This is a genomic window from Pirellulales bacterium, from assembly GCA_019694435.1.
Classification (GTDB): domain Bacteria; phylum Planctomycetota; class Planctomycetia; order Pirellulales; family JAEUIK01; genus JAIBBZ01.
Genome location: JAIBBZ010000013.1, coordinates 103,141 through 125,251, shown reverse-complemented (window position 1 = coordinate 125,251; position 22,111 = coordinate 103,141). Strand labels below are relative to the sequence as shown.

The following is a 22,111-nucleotide window of genomic DNA, read 5'->3' as shown; positions in this document are numbered from 1 at the left end:
TTAGATCGACACCAGGATGCCGAGCAGTTCGTTGATCGTGGCGATGTACTTGGCCGATGCCTGAAAGGCGCGTTGGTAAGAAATCAACCGCACGGCCTCTTCGTCGATGCTCACGCCGCTGATGGCCAATTGCTCGCCGCGGAGCGATTCCTCGAAGACCGAATAGCCATCGGCCACCGCGCGGCTGACCGAAGCGTTCTGCGTGACGCTGCCGGTCAACTTGTCGTAGAGCACCTCGAGCGTGTCGCCGCCGGCCGAATCGAGCGGGCGATTCAGGAATCCGGCCAGATCGACGCCGTTGAGCGTGTCGTGGCCGATGCCGTCGCGGCTGGCGGCGAATTTGCTGGGATCGTCCTTGATCGGTTGCGACACGCCCAAATCTCCGGCCGCGCTGCCCGAGAAAAACACGTTCAGTCCCAGGGCCGCCAGGACTCCGCTCGAATCGTTGCGAAAGGCAAATTGCTGCTCGCTCGACTCGCGATCGATCTTCAGCCGGCGGTCGGCCGTAATCTGGGCCGAGATGCCGTCGATGGCGTCGAGCGCCGTGGCCAGCGAATTGAGCGACGTATCGTCGTCGAGCCCGTCGAGATCGATGGCGACGTCGTGCGTCTCCGTCAACTTCGTATTGACGTTGTAGACCAGCACCTGAAATGAACCATGCTCAGGCGTGAACGGCAGCCCGGCCGCGTCGAGCGGTTCGTCGACGTCGTCGACAGGCCGTTCGCTCGTGAGCGAGGTATAGCCGGTGAGACCCTGGCCCGACGAAAAGATGCGATTGAATTCGTAGGCCAGCGACTTGGCGAAGCCGTCGAGCTGATCGGTGAAATTGGTCAGAATCTCATCGCGCGCGGCGACGAGCCCGCCCACCTTACCGCTCGACAGGTCGAGCGGCGAATCGGTATCGGCGATCCGCAGGTCGCCAATGGTCAGGCCGTGATCGGTCCGTTCGGCGATTTCCACGCTACGGCTGAGCCCCTCGAACACGAGGTAGTCCCCGCCGCTGTAGACGTTGACGGCGCCGCTATCCTGCTCTTGTACCTGGATGGAGATCAGTTCGGAAAGATTCGACAAGGCGACCTCGCGCTGGTCGCGCAACCCCACCGCGTCGCTCTTCGACACCGAACCGCCCTCGGTGCGGACGATCTGCACGTTGAGCGTACGAATTTCCTCGATCAGGCGATTGATGTCTTCCTTGGCGCCGATCACCTGCTGGTTGACGTCGCTACGAATGCTGTTGGCGCGGCTATAGGTGCGATTGATCAGACCGCTGAGCGTTTGCCCCTTGAGCGATGCCAGATTGCGCACTGAGACGCTTTCCGGCTGATTGAGCACTTCTTGGACGCTGTTGAAGAACTCGTTGAGCGACGAGCTGATGTCGGTGTCACCCAGCTCAGAGAGCAGGCCCTCGAGCTGCGACAGGACCTTGGTCTTGGCGTCGGCGCCGGCCCGATCGCTGCCTGCGCCGCGAAGCCGCTCTTGCAGGAACTTGTCGACCTTCTGGCGGATCGAATCAACTTCGACCCCCAGGCCCAGCGTGAGATTGCCGAGCCGCTGCGCCGCCGCCGGAACGAAGACGACCTCTTCGCGCAGGTAGCCTGGCGTATTCGCGTTGGCGATGTTCTGGCCAACGACTTGCAGGCCCACTTGCTGCGCGCGAATCGCGTTGTTGGCCAGTTGAATTGAGCCGAACAGAGACATCGCGGCACCCGGCGTGGAAAAGATCCGCCTGGATTGACTAGGCTGCCTGGTCGAGTAAGGCGCCTTGCTGGCCCGAGGGGGGCCCATTTCCATATGTCGGCCGTGGCTTGCCGCCCGTAGCAATAATCTCCAACAGTTGGGCCAAGTGCACGATGCTGCGCTGTGCTAGCACCCAATTGGCCAGGCACTGGTGCTGCAGCAGTCGCCACCGCGCTCCCGATTCGACCAACTGGGCCCGCAGCGGCTTGGCTCGCTCGACGGGGAGCGCCGCCGCTAGCGAGCGGATGCTGTCGGCCGGCAGCGCATCGGCCTGGGCCTGTACCAGCAATTGTGCGCGGCGTTCGTGGCACGATTGCAACCGACCGACGATGGCCTGCTCGCGATCGTGCATCGCGGCCAGCCCCACCAGATCGGTTTTCACGAGCAGGCGCCGTTTCTCGTCGAGCAGCCCGAGCAGTTCGCCCTGCACGGCGGCCAGCTCGTGTAGCAGTCCGCCGATTTCGTCGTCCCAGGTGGTGTCCATACCGGCTCCTTCGAGCGTGCCGCTACGTGTGCGGACGAGGGGGGTGATTCTGCGAAACTCGAGCTCGACGCCTAGCTACGGGTCAGGCGAAACAGTTGATACATGCCTTCCGTCAAGCCGCCGGCATTGTTGCGGGCCAGGTCTTGCGACAACGTCTGATCGAGCTGACCCTGAAACATCTCTTCGGCCCGGCCGCCGTTGAAATAGGCGGCTTTGCCCACGGTCTTGCGCATCGCGCCGAGCAGCTGGCCATAGAACGCCTCGCCGACGAACTGGTCAAAGGCGGCGCGTTCCTCTTGCTCGCCGGCCCGCGCCAGCTTCGCGGCATCGGCTGCCGGCGGCGCGGCCGAAAGCCGGGCATAGGTGTCGAGCGCAGACGGCAAACCCGCGGGGCTGATCGTGTTCATCTTGGACTTTCCTGACGGCTGGATCGGGTGCGGGGCGCTGCCGAATGCCTACTCGACGATTAACTTGGCGTGCAGTTTTCCGGTCCGATCGAGACCTTTGATGATCTCGATGATGTCCTCGTTCGGCACCTTCACGGCGTTCAACGACTCGAGCAGCGCCTGCAGCTTGGCCTCCGGCCGCTTGAGCCCGGGCGCCACGGCCACGAAGCGATCGCCCGTCGGCGGCGCGCCGGTTTGCACGACGACGTTCTTGTGCGTGACGACGACGGGCCCGATTTCGACGTCGCCGTCGACCACGATGCTCCCCGTGCGCTCGTTGATCACGACACGGGCCTCGGTCTGCACTTCCAGCAGCGGCAAGCGCATCACCTCGGAGACGAACAGCACCGGGTCATTGCGATAATCGGCCGGAATCATCACTTCGACATTGACCGAGTCGATGGCCCGGGCGAGGTAGCCGTCGTTGTTGGCGATTTGCAATTGCGAGTTGATGGCTTCGGCCACGTCCGAGGCGAGCTCGAAGTTCGCATGATTGCGGTCGAGCACGAGCGTCAGCCGGTCGTCCTTCGTGAAAGGATTGAAGAAATCCTCTTCCAGCCGGCAACCCTGATGGATCTTGCCCGTGGTGGGTGTCGCGGCGTCGTCGAGCGAGATGGGGCCCGTCGCGAAGGCGAACACGCGCTCGCTTTCGATATCCGGCCCTTGTAGCGGGGCGAGGAACAACTGTCCGCCGGCCAGGCTCTTGGCGGCGCCGATCGAGCTGATGGTGCAATCGATTTTGTCGCCCTGCCGCGCGCCAGTGGGCGGAATCGTGGCCGTCACCATCACCAGCGCCACGTTTTTCGCGTCTTTCAATTCCAGCGGCCCGCCCTTGCCGACGGGATTGCGCATCAATTGCAGGGCGGTCGCCAAGGGGCGGATCGTGGGCAAGAACTGGCCGCCGTCGCCGGTCCCTTTGAGACCGATGACCAGACCGATGCCCTGCAACGTGTTCTCTTCCTGGCCCTTGACCCGGCAGATGTGCGAGATCCGCGTGGCGGCCACGGCCCGCGGCGCGCCCAGCACCGCCAGGCACATCAAGGCCGCGAGCAGGATGATCATCAGGCGTCGATCCATGACGGCACCGTGTACAGCTTAGAAGGGTTGATAGCGATCGAGGATGCGCAGGAACCAGCCGCGGCGATAGCCGTCGCGCACGCTGCCGACCTCACGCTTGACAATCCGCAGCTCGGCGATGTCTTCGCTGAGTACCGTGTTGTTCGGCAGCACGTCCTCGCGGCGCACGATCCCGGTGAGCGACTGTTCCCAGACTTCTTCGTTGATCTGAATCGTACGATGGGCCTCGAGCACCAGGTCGCCGTTGGCGCGGATATCGACCACCGTGGCGGCGATGCGGAACTTGAGCCCGTCTTGCGTTTCCAAATCCGACTGCGTGCGGAACGTACTGTTCAACTGGCCTCGGATGCGCGGGTCGCCGTCTTCCTGCGGTGCCGGCTTGAGGGCGAAGTCATCGAGCTTAATCCAGTCTTGCAGCCGGGCATCGAGGTTCGACGTCTTGCGGCGCTGGACCTCGCCCTCGCTGATCAACTGCGACTTCTCGTCGACGATGACCGTGATCTTGTCCTGCACGCGGATATCACGGGGCGGCTCGACCTCGAGAAAGGTCCACGAAGCGTCGCGCAACGTCAGTTCGGTGCGCATCCGCGGATCGCCGAACAGGCTGGCGCTTTGAGCCAAGACCTGCCCCGGCAGCGCGGCCGCAACGGCGAACAGGCTTGCGAGCAAGGCGATTCTCATCGTGACCTCCGTTTGACCCAGCGATCCGCGCCGGGGCGCGATACAGCGTTGGCTTCGGTCCGCGCGCCGCTGGCCGGCGGCCCACCTGTCAGGCGAACCGTGGCTGGGCGATTGCTGGCGTTACGCTGCGCCGTCCAGACCGCCGTGGGCTCGGACGGCGACGCCGGCGATGCGGCCAACTGCACGGGCGGGGTCGGTTGCCTGGCCGCGTGATTCACTGTCGGCTTCTGCGCGGGCAGCGGCGAGACCGGCGCGGGATGGTTCGGCTCGGCAGGCGCCGGCTCGGGCGTACTCATCGGCATCGCCACCGCCCGGGCATAAACCTCGACGGTTTGTACGCCGGTGACTCGCGCGAAATAGCTCTGCTTGGCTCCGATCGCTTCGACCGTGATCACGTCGCCCTGACTGCCGTCCTGGCGAGCCCGGGCATTGGTCTCGACCGACACGCCGCCGCTGACGGCACGCACCGTGACAACTTCACCGCGACGCACGAGCAACGGGCGTCGCACGGACCGTTCAGTGACGGGATTCCCCTCGCTGATCGCCGCGGCGGCCTCGTTGCCGATGACATCTTCGATGGCCTGGAAGTATTGTTCGCCAGCGTTCGTGCGTGGGGGCACTTCGAGGCGTACGTCGGTGGCTTGAATGATCGCGCCGCGGACGATCGGCGCCGCGGCCACGACGATGGCCGCCGGCAACCTCACCTCGGCCGTGACGATCAGCTCGACGGGTTGTTCGTCGATCATGCCCCGAGCCAGGAACTGCTGCCGCCCGACCCAGGGGGCCGCTCCGCCCGAGATGTGCCAGGCTGTAATGCGGCCGACGGTGACCGGCATGCGGCTCACCTCGATCTCCAGCGACAAGCCCTCGGTCGGCAGCCCCTGGTTCGCGAGGTACGCGGCAATGGCGTGCTCGAGCGTGGCTTCGACCTGTTGTCGCCGGGCGATTTGCTTCCCTTCGCGTTCCGCCTGAACTTCGGTCTGGGCGGCCCCCAAGATGGTGACCACGCTCGAGCCCGAGAAGACACACTGCTTGAGATCGGTGCCGCGGCGAGCAAGCACCTGGCGCAATTCGGTGGCGGTCAGCAAGCGTTTCTGACCAGATGCCGGCGCAGGGAACAACTCGATCGATTCCCAACGTTGTAACTCGGCAACATCGGTCGTGCGGACCTCGGCCACGTCGCCCAGTGTCACCAGGGCAGATTTGGGCTGGCATTCGCGTCGCAACTGCACGTCGGCCGCGCGCCCTGCTGTGGCCAGACAGCAGATGGTCAGGACCGCGCCGGCTGCCAGCCGCGTAGTTTGCCCGATTCGTACTCGATACAAGCGATTCATTCGCGTTGCCTACTCTGCTTAGAACCGCCGCAAGTTGCCGATGAGCTGCAGCATCTGATCGCCGGCTTGCACGGCCTGCGAGTTCAGCTCGAAGGCCCGTTGCGTGGTAATCAAGTCGATCAGCTCGCGCACTGGCTCGACGTTCGAAGCCTCGAGAAAATTCTGACGCAACGCGCCAAAGCCGTTCTGCTGCGGGTTGTCCAGCAGCGGCTGGCCCGAGGCGTCGGTTTGCGCGTACATGTTTTCGCCCAGCTTGAGCAGACCTTCGGAATTGATGAACCGTGCCAATTGCAACTGGCCCACCTGCGACAGCCCCTGTTGACCGGGCTGACGCACCAGGATCTGTCCCGAGCTCGTGATCGAAATGTCGGTCGTGTCCTGTGGGATCGTGATCTGCGGTTCGATCAACCGGCCCGTGCTTGCCGAGCCGACGACCAGGCTGCCGTTGGAGTTGATCGACAGGTTGCCGGCGCGCGTGAAGAGGATCGACCCCGAGCCGGGATCCTGGACCTGAAAGAACCCTTCACCCTCGATGGCCACGTCGAGCGTGCGGTTCGTTTCCTGAAACGCACCCTGCTGAAAGTCGGTCTGGGTGCTTTGCACACGCGTGCCAAGCCCGACCGAGATGCCCGTCGGCGTGAACTGGCCGTTGTTGTCCGGCAGCCCCGGCAGGATGTACTGGCGGTAGAACAGGTCTTCGAAGTTAGCCCGGGTCTTCTTGTAAGCGGTCGTATTGACGTTCGCCAGATTGTTGGCGATGACGTCGAGCTTGGTTTCGAGGGCTTCCATGCCCGTCGCAGCCGTGTAGAGCGTTTGAATGCTCATGCGTTTAAGCCCGTGTCGAAAGTTCTAGGGAGTTGAATTACTCGGATCAGGCCCGAAGGACGCGGCTGGTCAGGCCGCCGATCATCTGGTCCTGGTGTTTGATCAAAGTCACATTGGCCTCGAACGCCCGCGACGCTTCGATCAGGTCCATCATCTCCAGCGTGGGCTTGACGCCCGAGCGTTCGATGAATCCCCGGGCCACGCTCCGATCACCCTGCGCGATCGGCAGCAACTCGCCGCCGGGCGCAAACAGGTTTTCGCCGACCTTTTGCAACTGACCGAGCGATTCAGGCTCGACCAAGGCCAGGTTCACCCGGCTGCCGGCCTGCAAGACGCCGCCATCGGGAGTGAAGGTCCACGGCGCATCGGGGGTGATGACCACCGGGGTGCCGGCGTCGTCGAGCACCGGGTAGCCTTCTTGAGTCACCAGCTGGCCGGTACCGCTGAGCGAAAAATTGCCGGCGCGCGAGAGGAAATCGCCCTCCGGCTTGCGGATCATGAAGAACCCGCGGCCGTTGATCGCCAGGTCGGTCGGCAGGCCCGTGTGCTGCATGGGGCCATTGGAGAAGTCGGTCTTGGTTTCGCGCACCGCGACTCCGCCGCCCAGATCGTTAATCGTGCCCGACCCTTGTTCGTCGAGACCGCGGGCGGTCGTTTCGGCATAGCGTGCCTGGCAGACGGCCAGATCGCGCTTGAAGCCGGTCGTATCGACGTTGGCCAGGTTGTGGGAAATGACCTCCATCCGCCTGGCTTGCGCGGCGGCGCCTTCGGCCGAGAGATAAAGTCCGTAGGGCATCGTGTCGTACCTCGTCGCAATGCGTCGGTCGTCCTTGCCGACGCCCGGCTGTTAGCAAGGTGCGTGCCATGGCGCGTGGCGGGCGTCGCCATGCAGATGCGCCAGCGTGACTAACCGTTCGAGCGCAAGCGACTTGCGCAACGGTGCAGAAAAATTTCCGCGTGCGCGCCGGTCGAACGGCTCAAGACGACGATCCGGCATGAGTTGCCGGTTGCGGCGCACGATTCGCCGATTCGGCAAGATCCGCCTATGCACCGTCCTGCGGCGGGATGCCCGAAGCTCGGGCCGAATGAATCAGTTCCTCGGCACCCTGTGCCAGCAACTGCTCGGCGAGACGCCGGCCGAGCGCTGCGGCCTCATCGAGCGCCGCGTCGCCACGCGCCGCGAGTTGCCGGCGACCGTCGATCGCCAGCACGCGCGCAGCAAGCTGCAAGCGTCCCGCCGGTGTCACCGTGCCCAGCGCCGCGACGGGTGCCATGCAGCCGCCACGCAGCGCCGCCAGCAGGGCCCGTTCTGCCAGCACGCTCGCATGCGTGGCCGCGTCATCGAGCGCCCGCAGGCACGCGCGCGTTGGCTGGTCCTGCTCGCGCGTTTCGAGCCCTAGGGCCCCCTGTCCCACGGCCGGGAGCATGACGTCCGGCGGCAGTACCTCGGTCACGTGCTGGGACAATCCCAACCTGGCGAGGCCCGCCTCGGCCAGCACAATGGCGTCGTATTGCCCCTCGTCGAGCTTTTTCAACCGCGTGTCGACGTTGCCGCGAATGTCCTCCATCCACAGGTCCGCGCGACGGTGCCAGAGCTGGGCGCGGCGCCGCAAACTGCCGGTGCCGACGATCGCTCCCTCGCGCAGCCGCTCCCACGAGGCGGCTTCGCGGGCGATGAGCACGTCGCTCGACGAGGCGCGGGGCGGCACGGCGGCCAGGGTCAGCCCTGGGACCGGCTGTGTCGGCAGGTCCTTCAGGCTGTGCACGGCCAGATCGATTTGCCCGTCGACGAGTGCGCGCTGGATCTCTTTGGTGAACAACCCTTGGCCACCCAGCGAGCCCAGCGGACCCGCTTTGACGTCGCCGCGCGTGACGATCTCGACGAGCGTCACCTCGACGCCCTGCTGGCGCAATTGATTCGCTACCCAGTCGGCCTGCCAGCGCGCCAAGGCGCTGCCCCGGGTACCCAGTCGGATTCGTGACGCGGATGTCATAGGCCCAAGTCTAGCCCGGCCGGCGACTCTTGGGCATGGTCAGTACGGGCCACGGCGACCACGCCGATCCAGCCGGCACCCGCGCGTCGCAGGGTCCGGGCCAATTCGTTGACCGTGGCGCCCGTCGTGAGGATGTCGTCGACGATGATCACCCGCTGGCCTGCGACGTCTTCCGGGCGCCGCACGCGAAAAGCATCGGCCACGTTCCGCTGCCGTTGATGGGGCAGCAGCCCGACCTGTGGCGACGTCGGCCGGCGCCGGACGACGCTGCGGCGCGCCAGCGGCAGGTTCAGCCGCCGAGCCAACGCCGTGCCGACGATCTCGGCGCTATTGCTGCCGCGTTGCCAGCGTCGCTGCCAGTGGAGCGGCACGGGCACAATGCGGTCCGCCCACCAGCGCCGGACCTGGTCGTCGAGCCGTGCGGCACAGAGCGCTCCGATGGCCTGGGAAAGATGGTCGTCCGACGAGTGCTTCATCCGCAGCAGCGCCTCGCGCAGCAGCCCGTCGTAACGACCAAAGGCGGCCGCGGCCTGGAACGACACCTTGGTCTCGCGGCAGAAGTAGCAGCCATCGCGCGGCTGCAAACGGTCGCCCGTCGTCAAGACAGCAGCACAGCGCAAGCAGCGTAGCTCACCAGCGCCCGTGCTCAGCCCAAGCTTGCAAGTGCCGCAGAGCATCGGCGGGCAACTGGCAGCCAAGTCGGTAGTGCACAACGCGCAGCGCGGCGGCACGATCAGGTCGACCAGGGCCCCCAACCAGCCGGGAGCGGATCTTGACCACGGCTGTTCGGCGGCCGTCGGACCTGGCTGGGTTGCTGTCATTGCCATCATCTTGGCCGCCATGGCGACGCTGCGTCCAGCTGCCCGAGCGTGCCACCGCATGGCCCGGCCGACCTTGACCCGCGCCGCGCAGCTTTCCTATGCTGCCAGTCTCATCCGGCAGCCACTCGAAATGTCGCGAGTTTAATACCATGTCCGCGCCTATAAAACTCAGCCAGCGCGCGCAGCGAACGGGTCCGCAACCCATTGCCGAGCTGATCAACAAGGCGCTGGCCGATCCCGAGTTGATCTCGCTGGCCGCCGGGTTCGTCGATCAGCGGACGCTGCCCGTCACCCCCACCAGCCAGGCTTTTGATCTGTTGCTGAAAGACACGGCCCATACCCAGGCCGCGCTGCAATATGGCTCGACGCCGGGGCATCCCCCCTTGCGACAGGCGGTGCTCGACCGCTGGCGCGACGCCGACGGCGACCCCGAGTGCCAGCGCGCGATCACCGCGCGACAGGTCCTGATAACCGCCGGCAGCAACCAATTGCTTTATGTGCTCGCCGACACGCTTTGCGACCCGGGCGACATCGTGCTCTGCGCGGCGCCCACCTATTTCGTGTTCATGGGCGTGTTGCGCGGCGCCGGCGCGCGGGCCTACGGGGTCGAAACCGATGCCGACGGCATGGTGCCCGAGGCGCTTGAAGAATCGCTGCGCGAGATCGACCGCGCCGGCGAGCTGTCGCGCGTCAAGGCGATCTATGTGGTCAGCTATTTCGACAATCCGGGCACCAAGACGCTGGCCGCTGCACGACGGCCGCAACTGGTCGAGATTGCCCGACGCTGGTCGCGCCACCACCGCATCTATGTGATCGATGATGCGGCCTATCGCGATCTGCGGTATCAGGGCGACGACATTCCCAGCCTGCTCGCCTACGACGATGCGTGCGACACAGTCATCCTGACGCACACGTTCAGTAAGTGCTTTGCGCCCGGTGTGCGCACCGGTTATGGAATCCTGCCCGTCGAACTCGTCGGGCCGGTCAATGCCCAGAAGGGCAACCTCGATTTCGGCGCGCCGAATCTCGTGCAATTTCTGCTGCTCAACGTCCTGCAGCAGGGGTTGCTCGAACCGCACCTGGCCGAATTGCGAACTGCGTACCAGGTGAAGCTCGACGCCATGTTGGACGCGCTCGACGAGCACCTCGGCGACGTGTCTGATGCGCGTTGGTCGCGGCCCACGGGCGGGCTATACACCTGGCTCGAGTTGCCCGAAGGACTCGACACGGGCCCCGACGGACCGCTATTCGAGCGGGCCCTGGCGGAAAAGGTGCTGTACGTGCCGGGCGAACATTGTTTTCCCAGCGAAGGTTGCGGCACGCGGCGCAACGGCATCCGCCTGACGTTCGGCGTGCAGCCCCCGGTGCGCATCCGCGAGGGAATTGCCGCATTGGCCCGCGCCGTGCGTGGCGCCATGGCAGTGGTTTAATCGGTCCGGGTTGGGGTTTGATCGGTCCGGGTTTGCCAGAGCCCGACACGGCGCTGGCTCGATTCTGACTTGCCGCTGGAGACCGTCACGGATGAAGGTCATCGATCGTTACCTGCTCCGGCAGTTCGTGCAGGTATTCGCGATCTGTTTCTTGAGCCTCACGGGGCTGTATGTCGTCTTCGACATGTTCAGCCACCTTGACGAGTTTACGGCGTTTTCGTCGAAGCACGGCAGCCTGTGGACTACGCTCGCCCAGTTCTACGGCGTGCGTTCCGTCGCGTTTTTCGATCGCACCAGCGGAATCCTGGCACTGATCGCGGCGATGTTCACCGTCACCTGGATTCAGCGCCACAACGAGCTCACGGCGCTCATGGCGGCCGGCATTTCGCGCGGGCGCGTGGTGCGGCCCATCCTGGTCGCGGCAGTCGTGATCAGCTTGCTGGCCGCAGTCAACCGCGAATTGGCGATCCCCTTGCTGCGCGCGCCCTTGAGCCGCGAGGCCCGCGACCTGAGCGGCGCCCAAGGACGGGAAATGAAGCCGCGTTACGACAACGAAAGCGAGATCCTGATTCGCGGGCAGAAAACCTTCGCCGATCAACAGCGGATCGACCGGCCCAGCTTTCTGGTGCCGTCCATGCTGGAAGAATACGGCAGCGAGTTTGTCGCCGCGGAAGCCTTCTACCGGGCCCCCGACCCCAAGCACAAGCGTCCGGGCGGCTACTTGCTAAGCAAGGTCGAGCAGCCGCCGGGCCTATCCAAGCTGAAATCGTTGATGCTCAAGGACCGGCCCGTGATCATCACTCCGCTCGATGCGCCCGATTGGCTCCAGCCGGACCAGGTATTTATTGTCAGCCAGGTCACGTTCGAGCAGCTCACCAATGGGCCCACCTGGCGCCAATACTCTTCGACGCTCGATTTGATTCGCGGCCTGCACAATCGCAGCCTCGACTTCGGGGCCGATGTGCGTGTCGCCATCCACACCCGGATTGTGCAGCCACTGCTCGACACCACGCTGCTGCTGATCGGACTGCCACTGGTTCTGCGGAGCGACAACCGCAACGTGTTCCTGGCGATTGGTCTGTGCATGCTGGCGACCACGCTGTTCATGCTGGTCAATATGGCCTGCCAGTATCTGGGGTCGATCGCGTTGGTCGATGCGGCCATGGCCGCGTGGTTACCGCTGTTGATCTTCGCCCCGGTGGCGGCGTTCACGATCGACCCGCTCCGGATCTAGCAGCACTGCGAATACTTCGCCGGGCTGCTAGCCGGCTTCGGCCGCATGCCGCTATTCTGGATGCCGTCTTCGGGGGAATGAGTTTCGGCCCGACGGGAACGCGCCGATGATCGATGATCGCCCACCGTGGGTCGAAGGGCTCACGATTCCGCAGGTGTTTGCCCAAACCGTGGCACGGCATGGGGACCAGGAAGCGCTGGTATTCTCACAGGCAGGACTGCGGGCCACTTACGCGGAATTCGATCGATTGGTCTACGAGGCAGCCAAGGGGTTGCTGGCCCTCGACGTGCGCCGCGGCGAACACGTCGCCGTCTGGGGCACGAACGTCCCGGAGTGGGTCATTCTGCAGTTCGCCACCGCGCGGATCGGCGCCGTGCTGGTCACGATCAATCCGGCGTATCGCTCCTTCGAACTCGACTTCGTGTTGCGGCAAAGCGATGCCGTGGCATTGTTCCTGGTCGACCGGTTCAAAAGCTCGGACTACTTGGCCATGCTCCGCGAGGTATGTCCCGAGCTGCCCCATAGTTTGCCAGGAGATTTGCAAAGCGAGCGTTTTCCGCGGTTGAGGGCGGTCGGGGCGCTGCGCGGCGCGGCACCTGCCGGTGTCCTGCCCTGGCACGAGTTGCTCGATCGGGGACGGATGATCGATCGACGCGACCTCGAGCAGGCCTCTCGGGAACTGACTCCCGAACAGACGATCAACATTCAATACACCTCGGGCACGACTGGATTCCCCAAGGCGGCGATGCTGTCGCACCGCAATTTGCTGTTGAACTCGTATTACGTCGGCCAGCGGCAGCGAATGAGCGCGGCGGATCGAATGTGCATCCCGGTGCCGTTTTACCATTGTTTCGGCTGCTCGATGGGGACCATGTGCGCCGTCGTCCATGGCGCGACGATGATCATCCCGGCCGAATACTTCGAGCCGGCCGCCACGCTCGACGCCGTTGAACGCGAACGCGCCACGACGCTCTACGGCGTGCCCACCATGTTCATCGCGCAGCTCCAGGACGCCTCGTTCCCGCGGCGCGACCTGACGAGCCTGCGCTCGGGAATCATGGCCGGCAGCCCCTGCCCGATCGAGATCATGCGCCAGGTCGTCGACAAGATGGGAGTGCGCGAAGTCACGATCGCCTATGGTCAGACTGAGGCCTCGCCCGTGATCACGCAGACCGCCTGGGACGACCCGCTCGAGCTGCGCGTCGAAACCGTGGGAATGCCGCTACCCGGCTTGGAGGTCAAGCTCGTCGATCCCGAGTCGGGTCAAGAACTCAGCGAACACGAGCAAGGCGAGCTATGTGCCCGCGGGCACGCCGTGATGAGCGGTTACTATCAGGACCCGGTCGCCAGCCAGAAGGCGATCGACGCCGAAGGTTGGCTGCACACCGGGGACCTGGCTACGCGGCTGCCGAACGGCTATTACCGCATCACCGGCCGATTGAAAGACATGGTCATCCGTGGCGGGGAGAACATCTATCCCCGCGAGATCGAAGAGTATCTGTTTCGCCATCCGGCCGTCGAACAGGTGGCCGTCGTGGGCGTGCCCGACGCGAAGTACGGCGAGGAATTGTGCGCCTGGGTCAAGCTCAAGCCGGGTGCCAGCGCCCTGCCCGACGAGCTGCGTGAATACTGCCGTCTGGCCTTGGCACACTACAAGGTGCCGCGCTACGTGCAGCTGGTCGCAGAATTTCCCCAGACCGTGACCGGCAAGATTCAGAAATTCAAAATCCGCGAGTGCGTTATCGCCGACTTGGGACTGAGCGAGCCGGAGACGGCATAGCCGGCTGCTCGGGATGGCGCGCGAGCGACTCGTGTTTGCGCACGTCGCGCATCTTCGATTCGTAGTTGTAGGCAAACGTGACGATCGGCCAGGGATGCGGATCGTCGAACAACGGCATCGACTCCAGCGATTGCCGCGCCGACAAGTGCCGCTCGCGGATGTCGTAGATTGCCAGTGCCTTCACGGTTCGCTCGCGGCCGTGTTGGCAATGAATCCAGACGGGATAAGTCGCCGGGTCGTCGAGTATCTGTTCCATCCGTTCGACGCTGTCGTAGTCGACGTTCCAGGTGTCGTTCGGCGGAAACGGCAACTCGATCAGTTTTGCGCCCGCACCTTCGACGGCCCTGCGTTCGCTCAAATTACGATCGCCCATTTCGCCCGGGTAACAAAGATTGACGACCGTCTTGATCTTGTACTTGCGGATCAGCTCGGCGTAGACGTCCGACTCGAGCCACGCGGAACGGTAGACGCGATTCGGTTCGTGTACGGCGAAATGCTTGTAGCGATGCCGTTGATGGAGGACCGCGGCGATCACGAGCAGCGCGATCGCTACGCCCACCATCAGCATCCAACGTCGTTCCAGCAGCTTGACCCAACTCGACGGCATACCTCGCTCCTCGGCCGGCTGGCCGACTGCAGTGCTAGCAACCTTCGCCGCCATAGCGACCGCAGGCATGAATAACCCGTCGTGGCCATCCGCGTCGAGAGCGCTTCGACAAGGACAAACCGGACTTGCCCGCCCCGCGAGCTTCGGCGTAAACCGGGCCGTATGACCGCCACCAAAGCTGCGCACGCCGCTCCGTCGTACCTCGCTACCCGGGCTCGCTTTAGCGCCGCGGCCACCGCGAGGCGCTACCCCGACCGCTGGCGCCCGACGGCGCGCGATCGCCGCGAGCAGGCCTGCATTCTCCAAGGGCTGTCCAGAGTGCCGCGCGGCGCCCGGGTGCTCGACATGCCGTGCGGATCAGGACGCTTGCTCGAACTGCTCACCAAGCGCGGGTTCGACGTGATCGCGGCCGACTTCTCGCTTCCCATGCTGCACCGCGCCGCGGCGACCGATCGCACTTTGGACGAAGCTCAACCGCGGGCGTTCGGACCGCGACTGCTGGCGGCCGACGCGCTCGCCCTGCCTTTTGCCGGCGATGCATTCGACGCCGTGATCTGCAATCGATTATTCCACCACTTTTCCGAATCGGCCGCACGCGTCGGGGTGCTCAACGAATTAGCACGCGTCTGCCGTGGCACGATCGTGGCGTCCTTCTTTCACCGGTCCTCGATGGGCGCCTGGCGATTCTGGGCACGCCATCGGCTGCGAGGTACGACGCCGTCCGATCGAATTCCCATCGCTGCTCAGGTATTTGCCGCGGATGCCCGTGCGGTCGGTTTACGCGTGGACCGGTTTATCCATGTCGCGCGCGGAATTTCGCCGCAGTGTTATGCCGTGTTGCGGCGTCCCTGAATCTCGCGCAGCGCGAACGGCGCGATCCCATCCCACGATGGTCTTCTCTCGAACCCCTCCTTCGGGCCAGAAAGGGAGCGGAACGCGCGTTCCGCGAGGCCAAACACTTTCATCATTCTTAACTCGACTTATGCTCATGTATTGATCCGTCGAGGTCAAATCCGCCGGTCTTGCTCGGCCGGTACCCCGTAGGCCCGCGCGCATGTCCGAACCCCGAACGACACAACGCGCGCTGGGCATCACGTTTGCGATCTGTCTGGCGCTGTCGGCCACGAGCACTCTCTGTGCTGCCGGGGGCGTGCCGTTCTTCCCGGTGCGCTACGTGCTCGATGCCGCGGCCGCGGCCGTGCTCGTGTTGACGGCGATTGCCGTGGTCTTCCGGCATCGCATCTATCGCTATGACCGGGTGATCGTCTGCACGACCGGTGTCCTGCTGATGGCCGTGCAATTGGCCGCCGGCTCCGGCGAATACTGGCTGTTCGGCGACGGGGGCCTCATGGTCGGGACGTCGTTCAAGCGGCTCGTGTTGCAGCCGCTGGCCGACGTGGTGCTCGTGCTCGGTGCGTATGGGTTGTCGTACCTTTACCTTTTCGGTTGGGAACAGCGCAACGACGCCTTGCGCCGCGCCGAGAGCGAGGCCGCGCTGCAATCGAGCGCCGAAATCCTCGAACAACGCGTCGTCGAGCGTACGGCCGCGCTGGAAGCCACGAACAGTCGCCTGCAGGCCGAAATCGAACGCGGCTCGCAAACGGCGGAAAAACTGCGCGGTCAACAGCGCGTGCTCGAGGGATTGCTGGCCGCGCATGATCGTGATCGCCAGATCCTGGCCTACGACATTCACGACGGGCCCGTGCAACTGCTCACCGGCGCGTTGTTTCAGCTCGAGGCGGCCCGCTCGTTGTGCCCGGAGATCCCGCCGGAGGCGCTGGAACAGTTCGTGATGGCCTTGGGCCAGATCCGCCGTGCCCTGCACGATTCGCGGAACGTGATCAGCGGCATGCGGCCCCCCATTCTCGACGAACAGGGGCTGATCGAAGGCCTGCGCTACCTGGTTGCCGAACATCTCGAGGCCGACGGCTGCCCGGTCGAATTTGTTCACCAGGGCGACGGCCGGCGTTTGTCGCCCCTCATCGAAGGCACGATCTACCGCATCGCCCAGGAATCGTTGCAGAACATCCGGCGCCACAGCCGCGCGAGCCAGGCTTGGCTGCACCTGGACATCGGCGCGGAAACCATGCAACTCGAGGTCCGCGACAACGGCGTCGGCTTCCTTTTCCCTTTCGAAGCGCCAAGCACCGGGCGGTTCGGCATGCGCGGAATCTTCGACCGCGCGTCGGCACTCTTGGGCCATGCCTCGATCCAATCGGCCCCTGGTCAAGGCACGCGGGTCGTCGTCGAATTGCCCTGCGTCGATGCCCTGGAACGGGCGATTCGCGACCGGATGCTCGCCGAGGCGACGCTGGCCGAGCGCGAGCGGCTGTACCGGTTGTTGGCCGACCATTCGTCCGACGTCATCGCGCGCCACGCGGCGGACGGCACCGTGCTGTATATCTCGCCTTCGTGCAAAGGGATGTATGGCTACGATCCCGAGGACATCGTGGGCCGGTCCCCCTTTGAAGTGGTCCATCCGGACGATCACGAGCAAGTGCGCGCCAGCATGGCCGAACAAGAGGCGCGGTCCGAGCACCTGCGATTCACGTTCCGTGCCATGAACAAACGGGGCGAAATCCGTTGGATCGAATGCTACGGTCGGCGAATCATCAACGAGGAGACCGGGCAGATCGAATACGTCACGGACTCGCGCGACGTGACCGACCGGCACGATGCCGAAGAGCGATTGCGAACGAGCGAGGAAATGTTTCGTTCGACGATCGTTTCGGCGCCCATCGGCATCATCATCGGTGAAGGCGACCCGGGCAACATCGTCTATGCCAACCCGAAGGCGCGCGAGATGGCCGAGGACACCGACGGCAACATTCTCCGCGGCCAGAATTGGCACCAGCTTTTCGATCCCGTCGAGTTGGAGCGCGCCTTTCAAGCGGTGCTCGCCGGCGTGGTGCACCGCCAGTTCAACGGCATCACCTTGCGAGTTGTCACCCGCAGTGGTCAGGAAAAATGGGTGCGATTCGTCGCCGACATCGCGCGCACGAATGGTCCGTCAGGGCCGCGCCGGATCGCCCTGGCCGAGGACGTCACCGAGACAATTCGCGCCGATGCCGCCCGTCGCGAGGCCGAATCCCGGTTCGCGGATCTGGTCGCGGCCTTGCCCGACATGGTCTTCCGCGTGCGCTACGACGGCACGCTCGACGATTACGTGCCCGCCGAGGGGCTCGCGCCGCATGTGCCGGCGGCGCAGTTTCAGGGACGCCGCCTGAGCGAAGTGCTGCCCCACTCCGTCGCCGAGGCCGGACTACATGCCATCGAACGCGCGATCGAAACGGGCAGGTTGCAAGTGATCGAATACGATCTTCCCGAGGCCGACGGAGTCCGACGCTACGAGGCCCGCGTAGCGCCGACCACGGGACGAGCCGCGTTCGTGTTTGTGCGCGAAATCGCGCCGCGAGCGACGCGCGATGGACACGACCGCGAGCACACGACGGCCGGGGCCCCACACCTGGGCGCTACCGGCGACCTGGGCCTGTCACGGGCCGCGGCGGTGCACCCGGTGCAGCCAGACCCTGGTAGAGCAGGTCCGTGACGCGCGCGGCACTGTCCCAGCCGCGGAGCGCCCCCTTGAAGGTTTTTGCCCACCGCGGCTGTTGTTAGTCTTATTGGCATGATGCAAGTTGAGCCGGTCACCCTCGTCGGACGCCATGTGCAATTGGAGCCGCTGACCATCGAGCATCTGCCCGAATGGCTCGAAGTGGGCCTGTCGGGCGATATCTTTCGCTGGTTTCCTTGGCAAATCGACACGCCGGAGACTCTGACTCTGTACCTGCAGGGGTGCCTGGCGTTCGCCGCCGAAGGCAAGATCGTGCCGTTTGCAACCCGCGATTTGGCCTCGGGTCGCGTCGTCGGTGGAACGAGCTTTCTCGCCATCGAGCCGGCCCACTTTCGGCTGGAAATCGGCGGAACCTGGCTGGCGCCCGCCTGGCAGCGGTCCGGTTGCAACACCGAAGCGAAACTCCTGCAGCTGACGCACTGTTTCGAGCAACTGGGCTGCATGCGCGTCGAATTCAAGACCGATGCCCTGAACACGGCGTCGCGAGCGGCGCTGTTGCGGATCGGGGCCAAAGAAGAAGGCACCTTTCGCCAGCACATGCTTTGCCCCGGCGGCCGGCGCCGCGACAGCGTCTATTTCAGTGTCATCGATCGCGAATGGCCGACCGTCAAACAGCGGCTGGCAGCTCGACTGCAACCAGGCTAGGCAAGCCGGCCGCGGCGCACCGGGCGCAACCTGGGCGAGGCAGCCGCTGGTGCCGTTCCCTCCGGCCAGCGGGCATGCTCAACTAAGGCCCTCGCGGCCGCCGTGTTTCGATCGCCTGCGGGGATTGCGGCGGCCAATTCATCGTCAGGGTTCGAGGCTGCCTCATGGGCCTGCTCAAACCAACGCCATTGCCTTACGACCCGCTGGAATGGGTCAAGCTTCCCTTCCGCGAGCGTGCGCAACAGGTGTGCCGCGCCTGGGCGTTGCAGGGATACGGGGCCCCGCTGGCCATCTATTTCGTCTATGCCCTCAAGATCGCCGCATACATCGGCGCCTGGATCTATTTCTGCTCGTGGTCGCCGAGTCTGGGCGGTTGGACCACGTTCAGCTCATGGTGGCTCGAGCCGCTGGCGTTTCAGAAGGCGATCCTGTGGAGCATGCTGTTCGAGGGGCTCGGTCTGGGCTGCGGCAGCGGACCGCTCACCGGCCGTTATTTTCCGCCGATTGGCGGCGCGTTGTATTTTCTGCGGCCGGGCACGCTGAAGCGTCCCTTCTTCGCCGGCCTGCCGGGACTGGGCGGCAACCGGCGGACCTGGATCGACGTCGCCTTGTACCTGGCGCTGATCGTTTGCCTGCTGCGCGCGCTGGTCGCCCCTGCGCTGGCCGTCGAGCATTTGTTGCCGATCGCATTGCTCGTACCTGTGCTGGGCCTGGCCGATCAAACCGTGTTCCTGGCCCTGCGTGCGGAGCACTTCTGGACCGTCACACTGTGCTTCCTGTTGTCGAGCAACTGGATCGCGGGGGCCAAGTGCGTGCAACTGGCGCTGTGGTTCTGGGCCGGCGTATCGAAGCTGAACCACCATTTCCCGACGGTGGTTTGCGTCATGACCAGCAACAGCCCGTTCACGCGGTTCGCGTGGTTGCGGCGCCGGATGTACGCCCACTATCCCGACGATCTGCGGCCCTCGCGGTTGGCCGTGGCGCTAGCACATTTCGGCGCGGCGCTCGAATTCTCGGTGCCGTTGACCTTGGCCTTCGTTCCCGGCGAGTTCGGGCTCAAGCTGGGCATGGTTCTGATGTTGATGCTGCACGTGTATATCACCAGCAACGTGCCGATGGCGGTGCCAATCGAATGGAATTTCCTGGTGGTCTATAGCGGCTTTGCGCTATTCTGGGCGCACCCCGAGGTGTCGCCGCTCGATCTGCGATCGGCGCCGCTGGCGGCGTTGCTGCTGGTGGCGCTGGTGCTGGTGCCGCTGGTCGGCAACTTGTTTCCCGAGCGCGTGTCGTTCTTGCTGTCGATGCGCTACTACGCGGGCAACTGGCCCTATGGCGTGTGGCTGTTCCGAGGCGACAGCTATCGCAAGCTCGACCAGCTCACCAAGTCGTCACCCTGGGTCTACGATCAACTCGAGCGTTTCTACAATCGTTCGTCGGCCGTCGGGCTGGTGGGCATGGTGATGGGCTTTCGATTGATGCACCTGCATGGCCGCGCCTTGGCCGACCTGATTCCCCGGGCGGTCGATCGGCTGCAAGACTACGAGTACATGGACGGCGAAATCATCTGCGGCATCGTCTTGGGCTGGAACTTCGGCGACGGCCATTTGCATGGGGAGCCCCTGATCCAGGCCATTCAGCAGCAGTGCCATTTCGAGTCCGGCGAGCTGCGCTGCATCCTGATCGAAGCGCAATCCCTCGTCGGCCGGACGCTGGCCTATCGCATCGTCGATGCGCACGACGGCCAAATCGAGCAAGGCGCGCTCGATATCGCTACGCTCCGCCACCGGCAACCGTGGGAATGACGTGACCGAGCCCGACGTGGTGATCATCGGTTCCGGTCCCAATGGGCTGTCCGCCGCCGTGGCCCTGGCACAGGCCGGCGCCGCGGTGGTCGTGCTCGAAGCGCGCGACGACTTGGGCGGCGGCACTCGAACGGCCGAGTTGACCCTGCCCGGCTTTCACCACGACGTGTGCTCGGCCGTGCACCCGATGGGCATCTTGTCGCCCTACTTGCGGACCTTGCCGCTGGCCGAGCACGGCTTGCACTGGATCTGCCCTCCGGCGTCGGTAGCGCATCCTTTGGACGACGGTCCGGCGGTGCTGCTACGGCGGTCGCTCGACGAGACGATCGCCAACCTCGACCCGGTCGACGCGGCGACCTATCGCCGGATGGTCGAACCGTTCTTGGGCAATCCGCACGGGTTGCTGCGCGACGCCTTGGCCCCGCTGGGCATGCCCCGCCATCCCCTCTTAATGCTGCGCTTTGGGCTGCAGGCGATCCGCTCGACCACATCTCTGGCCCGACGTTTTCGCGGCGATCGCGCGCGGGCGTTGTTGGCCGGCTGCGCGGGACACGCGATTCAGCCACTGGAGCATCCGTTCACGGCCGCCTTGGCGCTGATGTTTCTGATCACAGGCCACGTCGAGAACTGGCCGGTCGCCGCGGGAGGTTCGGCGTCGATCAGCCGTGCGCTGGCCAGCTTGCTGGCTGCGCTCGGCGGACGGACGCAAACCGGCACGTGCGTACAATCGCTCGACGACCTGCCCGCCGCGCGGCTGTATTTGTTCGACACTAGCCCTGCACAACTGGCGACGATCGGCGAACCGGTGTTGCCGCCAAGCTACGTGCGGCGGCTGCGTCGTTACCGGTATGGCCCTGGCACGTTCAAGCTCGACTTCGCGCTGTCCCGGTCGATCCCCTGGCGTGATTCGCGCTGCTTAGAAGCCTCGACGGTGCATCTCGGCGGCACGCTGGAAGAAATCGCCGCGGCCGAAGCGGCCGTCTGGCGCGGCGAGCATCCCGAGCGTCCGTATCTGCTCGTGAGTCAGCAAAGCGAGTTCGATCGATCGCGCGCGCCGCAAGGCCAGCACACCGGCTGGGCGTATTGTCACGTGCCGTCGGGTTCCACGGTCGACTTGACCGACGTCGTGGAGCGGCAGATCGAACGGTTCGCGCCCGGCTTTCGCGATTGCATCCTGGCCAGGCGAACGACCACGTGTGCCGACTTCGAGCAGTACAACCCGAATTTTGTGGGCGGTGCCGTCACCGGCGGAGTGGCCGACTGGTCGCAATTGTTCACGCGCCCCGTGGCGCGATGGAATCTCGATCCGTATACGACCCCCAACCCGCGCGTGTTGATTTGCTCGGCGTCAACGCCCCCGGGCGGCGGCGTGCATGGGATGTGCGGCTACCATGCCGCGCAGACGGCGTTGCGGCGGCTGTCGAGATTCCGCGTGTCGCGGTTGCGCGCCGATTGAACGCGGCTGGGCCTCTCGAAGCTGCCTTGGTCGCGCAAACTCTTGTAAAAAGCGAATGAGACCGGTGGGACTCGAACCCACGACCCTGGCATTAAAAGTGCCATGCTCTACCGACTGAGCTACGATCTCGCAAGCTGCTGCAGGTGAGTCTCGCCCTACGCGCCGTGAGCGTCAAGGGCCTGCC

At 64.8% G+C, this 22,111-nt stretch carries 19 protein-coding genes and 1 tRNA gene; 8 read left to right on the top strand and 12 right to left on the bottom strand.

Going from position 1 to position 22,111, the window contains the following annotated elements:
- The 10 genes from flgK to K1X74_12130 form a co-directional block, all read right to left on the bottom strand.
- On the bottom strand, positions 1 to 1,698 hold the full coding sequence (gene flgK / locus K1X74_12175; GenBank protein MBX7167077.1) for a flagellar hook-associated protein FlgK: 1,698 nt from the start codon (positions 1,696 to 1,698) through the stop codon (positions 1 to 3).
- 37 nt (positions 1,699 to 1,735) lie between these two features.
- A complete protein-coding gene (locus K1X74_12170) occupies positions 1,736 to 2,221 on the bottom strand; it encodes a flagellar protein FlgN (protein MBX7167076.1) in 486 nt (161 codons plus the stop codon).
- 71 nt (positions 2,222 to 2,292) lie between these two features.
- Positions 2,293 to 2,628, bottom strand: coding sequence for a rod-binding protein (locus tag K1X74_12165; protein ID MBX7167075.1), 336 nt, complete (start codon positions 2,626 to 2,628; stop codon positions 2,293 to 2,295).
- Between the two features lie 48 nt (positions 2,629 to 2,676).
- Complete coding sequence (locus K1X74_12160) at positions 2,677 to 3,744, bottom strand: flagellar basal body P-ring protein FlgI (protein ID MBX7167074.1); 1,068 nt, start codon at positions 3,742 to 3,744, stop codon at positions 2,677 to 2,679.
- 18 nt (positions 3,745 to 3,762) lie between these two features.
- Positions 3,763 to 4,425 carry a flagellar basal body L-ring protein FlgH gene (locus K1X74_12155; protein ID MBX7167073.1) on the bottom strand — a complete coding sequence of 221 codons (663 nt, stop codon included), beginning with the start codon at positions 4,423 to 4,425 and terminating at the stop codon, positions 3,763 to 3,765.
- On the bottom strand, positions 4,422 to 5,759 hold the full coding sequence (flgA, locus tag K1X74_12150) for a flagellar basal body P-ring formation chaperone FlgA (GenBank protein ID MBX7167072.1): 1,338 nt from the start codon (positions 5,757 to 5,759) through the stop codon (positions 4,422 to 4,424). The genes K1X74_12155 and flgA overlap by 4 nt, the downstream gene beginning before the upstream one ends.
- A gap of 18 nt (positions 5,760 to 5,777) precedes the next feature.
- The gene (flgG, locus tag K1X74_12145) at positions 5,778 to 6,584 is read right to left on the bottom strand and encodes a flagellar basal-body rod protein FlgG (GenBank protein MBX7167071.1); all 807 of its coding nucleotides are present in this window, start codon (positions 6,582 to 6,584) and stop codon (positions 5,778 to 5,780) included.
- 46 nt (positions 6,585 to 6,630) lie between these two features.
- Positions 6,631 to 7,380: a flagellar basal-body rod protein FlgF gene (gene flgF, locus K1X74_12140; protein ID MBX7167070.1), complete on the bottom strand. Its 750-nt coding sequence runs from the start codon at positions 7,378 to 7,380 to the stop codon at positions 6,631 to 6,633.
- Between the two features lie 247 nt (positions 7,381 to 7,627).
- Positions 7,628 to 8,578 carry a hydroxymethylbilane synthase gene (hemC, locus tag K1X74_12135; protein MBX7167069.1) on the bottom strand — a complete coding sequence of 317 codons (951 nt, stop codon included), beginning with the start codon at positions 8,576 to 8,578 and terminating at the stop codon, positions 7,628 to 7,630.
- Positions 8,575 to 9,399, bottom strand: a complete 825-nt coding sequence (locus K1X74_12130) for a ComF family protein (GenBank protein ID MBX7167068.1) — start codon at positions 9,397 to 9,399, stop codon at positions 8,575 to 8,577. Before K1X74_12130 ends, hemC begins: the two co-directional genes overlap by 4 nt.
- Positions 9,400 to 9,548: 149 nt before the next feature.
- On the opposite strand from K1X74_12130, the gene K1X74_12125 reads away from it, so the two are divergent.
- The 3 genes from K1X74_12125 (at position 9,549) to K1X74_12115 (ending at position 13,843) form a co-directional block, all read left to right on the top strand.
- On the top strand, positions 9,549 to 10,829 hold the full coding sequence (locus K1X74_12125; protein MBX7167067.1) for a PLP-dependent aminotransferase family protein: 1,281 nt from the start codon (positions 9,549 to 9,551) through the stop codon (positions 10,827 to 10,829).
- 91 nt (positions 10,830 to 10,920) lie between these two features.
- Positions 10,921 to 12,063, top strand: coding sequence for an LptF/LptG family permease (locus tag K1X74_12120; GenBank protein MBX7167066.1), 1,143 nt, complete (start codon positions 10,921 to 10,923; stop codon positions 12,061 to 12,063).
- A 106-nt stretch (positions 12,064 to 12,169) separates the two neighbouring features.
- The gene (locus K1X74_12115) at positions 12,170 to 13,843 is read left to right on the top strand and encodes an AMP-binding protein (protein MBX7167065.1); all 1,674 of its coding nucleotides are present in this window, start codon (positions 12,170 to 12,172) and stop codon (positions 13,841 to 13,843) included.
- On the opposite strand, the gene K1X74_12110 is transcribed toward K1X74_12115, so the two are convergent.
- Complete coding sequence (locus tag K1X74_12110; GenBank protein ID MBX7167064.1) at positions 13,803 to 14,450, bottom strand: hypothetical protein; 648 nt, start codon at positions 14,448 to 14,450, stop codon at positions 13,803 to 13,805. The two genes, K1X74_12115 and K1X74_12110, sit on opposite strands and share 41 nt — an antisense overlap.
- A gap of 162 nt (positions 14,451 to 14,612) precedes the next feature.
- Here K1X74_12110 and K1X74_12105 point away from each other — a divergent pair, with 162 nt between their 5' ends.
- The 5 genes from K1X74_12105 to K1X74_12085 all read left to right on the top strand — a co-directional run bounded on the left by K1X74_12105 (position 14,613) and on the right by K1X74_12085 (position 21,927).
- Positions 14,613 to 15,302: a class I SAM-dependent methyltransferase gene (locus K1X74_12105; protein ID MBX7167063.1), complete on the top strand. Its 690-nt coding sequence runs from the start codon at positions 14,613 to 14,615 to the stop codon at positions 15,300 to 15,302.
- Between the two features lie 202 nt (positions 15,303 to 15,504).
- A complete protein-coding gene (locus K1X74_12100) occupies positions 15,505 to 18,000 on the top strand; it encodes a PAS domain S-box protein (protein ID MBX7167062.1) in 2,496 nt (831 codons plus the stop codon).
- Positions 18,001 to 18,078: 78 nt separating this feature from the next.
- The gene (locus K1X74_12095) at positions 18,079 to 18,669 is read left to right on the top strand and encodes a GNAT family N-acetyltransferase (protein MBX7167061.1); all 591 of its coding nucleotides are present in this window, start codon (positions 18,079 to 18,081) and stop codon (positions 18,667 to 18,669) included.
- A gap of 164 nt (positions 18,670 to 18,833) precedes the next feature.
- Complete coding sequence (locus tag K1X74_12090) at positions 18,834 to 20,471, top strand: DUF3556 domain-containing protein (GenBank protein ID MBX7167060.1); 1,638 nt, start codon at positions 18,834 to 18,836, stop codon at positions 20,469 to 20,471.
- Between the two features lies 1 nt (position 20,472).
- The gene (locus tag K1X74_12085) at positions 20,473 to 21,927 is read left to right on the top strand and encodes an NAD(P)/FAD-dependent oxidoreductase (GenBank protein MBX7167059.1); all 1,455 of its coding nucleotides are present in this window, start codon (positions 20,473 to 20,475) and stop codon (positions 21,925 to 21,927) included.
- A gap of 56 nt (positions 21,928 to 21,983) precedes the next feature.
- Here the strand turns inward: K1X74_12085 and K1X74_12080 are convergent.
- Positions 21,984 to 22,056: transfer RNA gene (locus K1X74_12080), tRNA-Lys, on the bottom strand.
- Positions 22,057 to 22,111 lie beyond the last annotated feature (55 nt).

Bases quoted from the DNA above. Each gene is read 5' to 3' on its own strand.
- K1X74_12120 (MBX7167066.1), top strand. From the start codon at position 10,921: ATGAAGGTCATCGATCGTTACCTGCTCCGGCAGTTCGTGCAGGTATTC.
- flgA (MBX7167072.1), bottom strand. From the start codon at position 5,759: ATGAATCGCTTGTATCGAGTACGAATCGGGCAAACTACGCGGCTGGCA.
- K1X74_12130 (MBX7167068.1), bottom strand. From the start codon at position 9,399: ATGACAGCAACCCAGCCAGGTCCGACGGCCGCCGAACAGCCGTGGTCA.
- K1X74_12170 (MBX7167076.1), bottom strand. From the start codon at position 2,221: ATGGACACCACCTGGGACGACGAAATCGGCGGACTGCTACACGAGCTG.
- K1X74_12155 (MBX7167073.1), bottom strand. From the start codon at position 4,425: ATGAGAATCGCCTTGCTCGCAAGCCTGTTCGCCGTTGCGGCCGCGCTG.
- hemC (MBX7167069.1), bottom strand. From the start codon at position 8,578: ATGACATCCGCGTCACGAATCCGACTGGGTACCCGGGGCAGCGCCTTG.
- K1X74_12160 (MBX7167074.1), bottom strand. From the start codon at position 3,744: ATGGATCGACGCCTGATGATCATCCTGCTCGCGGCCTTGATGTGCCTG.
- flgF (MBX7167070.1), bottom strand. From the start codon at position 7,380: ATGCCCTACGGACTTTATCTCTCGGCCGAAGGCGCCGCCGCGCAAGCC.
- K1X74_12110 (MBX7167064.1), bottom strand. From the start codon at position 14,450: ATGCCGTCGAGTTGGGTCAAGCTGCTGGAACGACGTTGGATGCTGATG.
- K1X74_12090 (MBX7167060.1), top strand. From the start codon at position 18,834: ATGGGCCTGCTCAAACCAACGCCATTGCCTTACGACCCGCTGGAATGG.
- flgK (MBX7167077.1), bottom strand. From the start codon at position 1,698: ATGTCTCTGTTCGGCTCAATTCAACTGGCCAACAACGCGATTCGCGCG.
- K1X74_12105 (MBX7167063.1), top strand. From the start codon at position 14,613: ATGACCGCCACCAAAGCTGCGCACGCCGCTCCGTCGTACCTCGCTACC.
- K1X74_12125 (MBX7167067.1), top strand. From the start codon at position 9,549: ATGTCCGCGCCTATAAAACTCAGCCAGCGCGCGCAGCGAACGGGTCCG.
- K1X74_12100 (MBX7167062.1), top strand. From the start codon at position 15,505: ATGTCCGAACCCCGAACGACACAACGCGCGCTGGGCATCACGTTTGCG.
- K1X74_12165 (MBX7167075.1), bottom strand. From the start codon at position 2,628: ATGAACACGATCAGCCCCGCGGGTTTGCCGTCTGCGCTCGACACCTAT.
- K1X74_12115 (MBX7167065.1), top strand. From the start codon at position 12,170: ATGATCGATGATCGCCCACCGTGGGTCGAAGGGCTCACGATTCCGCAG.
- flgG (MBX7167071.1), bottom strand. From the start codon at position 6,584: ATGAGCATTCAAACGCTCTACACGGCTGCGACGGGCATGGAAGCCCTC.
- K1X74_12095 (MBX7167061.1), top strand. From the start codon at position 18,079: ATGATGCAAGTTGAGCCGGTCACCCTCGTCGGACGCCATGTGCAATTG.